The organism is Actinoplanes sp. NPDC051633, from assembly GCF_040681735.1.
Classification (GTDB): domain Bacteria; phylum Actinomycetota; class Actinomycetes; order Mycobacteriales; family Micromonosporaceae; genus Actinoplanes.
The window spans coordinates 1-3673 of record NZ_JBFAZH010000792.1 but is presented as its reverse complement, the minus strand read 5'-3'; the positions used below and the strand labels follow the sequence as shown (position 1 = coordinate 3673).

General features: G+C 72.3%; 3 protein-coding genes. All 3 read left to right on the top strand.

From position 1 onward, the window contains the following. The first annotated feature begins 157 nt into the window (after positions 1–157). Positions 158–1063 (top strand): septum formation family protein, encoded by a 906-nt coding sequence (locus AB0M20_RS32100; protein WP_364304083.1) that lies wholly within the window; start codon positions 158–160, stop codon positions 1061–1063. A 62-nt stretch (positions 1064–1125) separates the two neighbouring features. Then, complete coding sequence (locus tag AB0M20_RS32095; protein ID WP_364304081.1) at positions 1126–2769, top strand: L-aspartate oxidase; 1644 nt, start codon at positions 1126–1128, stop codon at positions 2767–2769. Then, positions 2766–3673, top strand: a 908-nt coding sequence (nadC, locus tag AB0M20_RS32090; protein WP_364304080.1) for a carboxylating nicotinate-nucleotide diphosphorylase, incomplete at its 3' end; no start/stop codon positions are given. The genes AB0M20_RS32095 and nadC, both read left to right, overlap by 4 nt.

Genomic DNA, 3673 nt, shown 5'->3' with positions numbered 1-3673 from the left:
CGTGTGGGGGGGTGGCGCCCCCCCCCCACATCGACAACATCTCGCTCACGCTGACGCCCCACAAGGCGATGCGGTCCGGCCCAAGAGTCGACTAGCCACGCGAACAAGGCCGATTGTCCTATGATCGACAAATCGGACAAGTGAGAGGCCTGCGTTCATGCGATTCCGGCTGCCGGCAGCGGCCGCGCTGATCTCGTTGCTGCTGCTCACGGGTTGCGGCAACCCCGGCGGGGTGGACGGCGATCTCACCGATGGCTGGGCGGCGATCGGTGCACCCACCGGCTTCACCCCGGTCGGCGGCACCTGTCATCTGGCCAACTTCTCGGTGGTCGGCACGAGGGCGGCCTACGAAGAGGTCGACTGCGACCTCAAGCACCGCACCGAGACGGTGTTCGTCGGGGAGTATCCGGATCCCGCCGCGGAGGCCGCCACGCCGCCCGCCGAGGGGTCGGCCGGCGCGCGGGCCGCGTACCGGGTGTGCGATGCGCAGACCACCGAGTTCGTGGGTGCGCCCTGGCGTACCGGACGGTTGTGGATCGGGGTCACCCACCCGTCCCCGGCCGCCTGGACCGGGGGTGCTCGCTGGTTCCGGTGCGAGGTGCTGGAGATCAGCTCGATCGAGGACGACGGCGGGCTGGTCATGCGGCTCGGCTCGCTCGAGGAGGAGCTCAAGACGTCCTCGTCCGATCTGCGGCTGACCTGCTACGCGATCCAGCTCGACTCGGCCGGCGCGATCAGCACCATGCCGTCGGCCGGTTGCAACGCCACGCACAATGCCGAGTTCGTCGGGGTGTGGCAGGCCGGCAGCCTGCCGTACCCGAAAACCGACGAGCAGTGGGCCGACTACCACGACGGGTGCCGCAAGCTGATCGCCACCTACACCGGGGTGCCCCACGACGCCGACCTGCAATACCGGACCGGAGTGGTGTCGCTGCCCGGCGGCGAGGACGTCTGGGCGCTCGGCGACCGGGGCGTCCGCTGCTACCTCTGGTTGGACGGTGCGTCACTGACCAGCTCGCTGAAGGGCAAGGGCACCACGGCCCTCCCCATTCAGTACAAGTAACGGTGCGCACTTTCGACGCCGCACTCTCGCAAACTGTCGTACCGCCGGGGTTCACTGAGCGCATGTCGTTTCCCGCGGATCTTCCGGCGCTCCCGCGCCGCCTCGCCGCCCCGTCCCCGGGCTGGACGGAGACCACCGACGTGCTTGTGGTCGGTTCCGGTGTGGCGGGGCTGACCGCCGCGCTGCATCTGCGCGAGCAGGGCCTGCACGTCACCGTGGTGACCAAGGTGAACATCGACGACGGCTCGACCCGCTGGGCGCAGGGCGGCATCGCGGCGGTGCTCGACCCGCTCGACACCCCGGCCGCGCACGCCTTCGACACGGAGGTCGCGGGGGTCGGGCTCTGCGATCCCGCCGCGGTCCGGGTGCTGGTCGAGGAGGGTCCGGCGCGGGTGCGCGAGCTGATGCGCATCGGCGCCGCCTTCGACCGCAACGCCGACGGGTCGCTGATGCTGACCCGGGAGGGCGGGCATCGAGCCGACCGCATCGTGCACGCCGGCGGCGACGCGACCGGCGCCGAGGTCCAGCGCGCGCTGCACCAGGCGGTGCACCGCGATCCGTGGATCAAGCTGGTCGAGCACGCGCTGGTTCTCGACCTGCTGCGCACCCCAGAGGGCCGAGCCTGCGGCATCACCCTGCACGTGCTCGGCGAGGGATCGGAGGACGGCGTGGGCGCGATCCTGGCCCGCGCGGTGGTGCTGGCCACCGGCGGCATGGGTCAGGTGTATTCGTCCACCACCAACCCGTCGGTCTCCACCGGCGACGGGGTGGCGCTCGCGCTGCGGGCCGGCGCCACCGTCACCGACGTCGAGTTCGTGCAGTTCCACCCCACCTCGTTCGTCACCGCCGACCTCTCCTCGGTCCAGCGGCCGCTGATCTCCGAGGCGCTGCGGGGCGAGGGCGCCCATCTGGTGGACGACAGCGGCAAGCGCTTCATGGTCGGCCGGCACGAGATGGCCGAGCTGGCCCCGCGCGACGTGGTGGCCAAGGGCATCCACCGGGTGCTGCGCGAGAGCGGCACCGACCACGTCTACTTGGACGCTCGCCACCTGGGCCGAGCCTTCCTCGAGCAGCGCTTCCCGACGATCGTCGCGTCCACCAGGGCGGCCGGCGTCGATCCGGCGACCGAGCTGATCCCGGTGGCTCCCGCCGCCCACTACGCGTCCGGCGGCGTCCGCACCGATCTGCACGGACGCACCTCGATCGACGGCCTGTACGCGTGCGGCGAGGTGGCCTGCACCGGCGTGCACGGCGCCAACCGGCTGGCCAGCAACTCGCTGCTCGAGGGCCTGGTCTTCGCTCGCCGCATCGCCGACGACATCGCCCGGGACCTGCCGGCCCAGGCCGACCCGGTGCTGGGCGACGAGGCGGGCTGGGTGGCGCCGGCCGAGATCCGTCCCGAGCTGCAGCGGGCGATGACCCGCGGCGCCGGGGTGCTGCGGTCGGCGGATTCGCTGGCGGCAGCGGCCAAGGAGCTGACCCGCCTCGGCGGCGAGCGGTCCCGCCCGCACAACGCGGCGTGGGAGTCGACGAACCTCCTGACCGTCGCATCGGCGCTGGTCGCCTCGGCGGCAACGCGCTTGGAGACCCGGGGCTGCCACTGGCGGGAGGACTATCCGGAGGCCGTCGACGAGTGGCGCGGCCACCTGCTGGACGGCATCGATGCCGAGGGCAGCCTCACCCAGACCTTCGAGGAGATGGCATGAGTGACCTCCGGCCCGCCCCCGGCCTCGATCAGGCCACGAACGACCGTCTGCTGCAGAAGGCGCCCGGCCTCGACCCGGCGGCGGTCGAGTTCGTCGCGCGGTCCGCCCTGGCCGAGGACCTCGGCGACCCGCCGCGTGACGTCACGAGCGAGGCCACGATCCCCGCCGACCAGGTCGACACGGCCGAGATCGTCGCCCGTGCCCCCGGCGTCGTGGCCGGGCTCCCGGTCGCCGCGGCGGTCGTCGCCCTCACTGCGTCCTGGTATGCCGCCCCTGCCGCGGGCATTGCCCTGACCCCCGATGTGGCACCCACCGTCGGACGTGCGCCCCTGCCACCGCCGCAGCTGACGCCGAGTGTCACCTCTAACTTCGACCAGCTGGTCGACGACGGCGCCCGAGTGCAGCGCGGCGACGTGCTGGCCGTGGTCACCGGCACGACCCGGGCCCTGCTCACCGCCGAGCGCACCGCGCTCAACATCCTCTGCCGCATGTCCGGCGTGGCCACCCACACGCGCAAGTGGGCGGACGCGCTGGCCGGCACCAAGGCGACCGTGCTGGACACCCGCAAGACCACCCCGGGCATGCGCGCGCTGGAGAAATACGCGGTCCGGGCCGGGGGCGGCACCAACAAGCGCATGGGCCTCTACGACGTCGCCATGATCAAGGACAACCACAAGCTGGCCGCGGGCAGCATCACGGCGGCCTACCGCAAGGTCCGCGAGACGTTCCCCGAGGTGCCGGTGCAGGTCGAGGTGACGACACTGGCCGAGGCCGAGGAGGCGGTCGAGGCCGGCGCCGACTTCCTGCTCTGCGACAACATGCGTCCCGAGCTGCTCCGCGACGTGGTCCGGGCGGTGGGCGACCGGGCCGAGCTGGAGGCCACCGGCAACCTCACCTTGGAAAC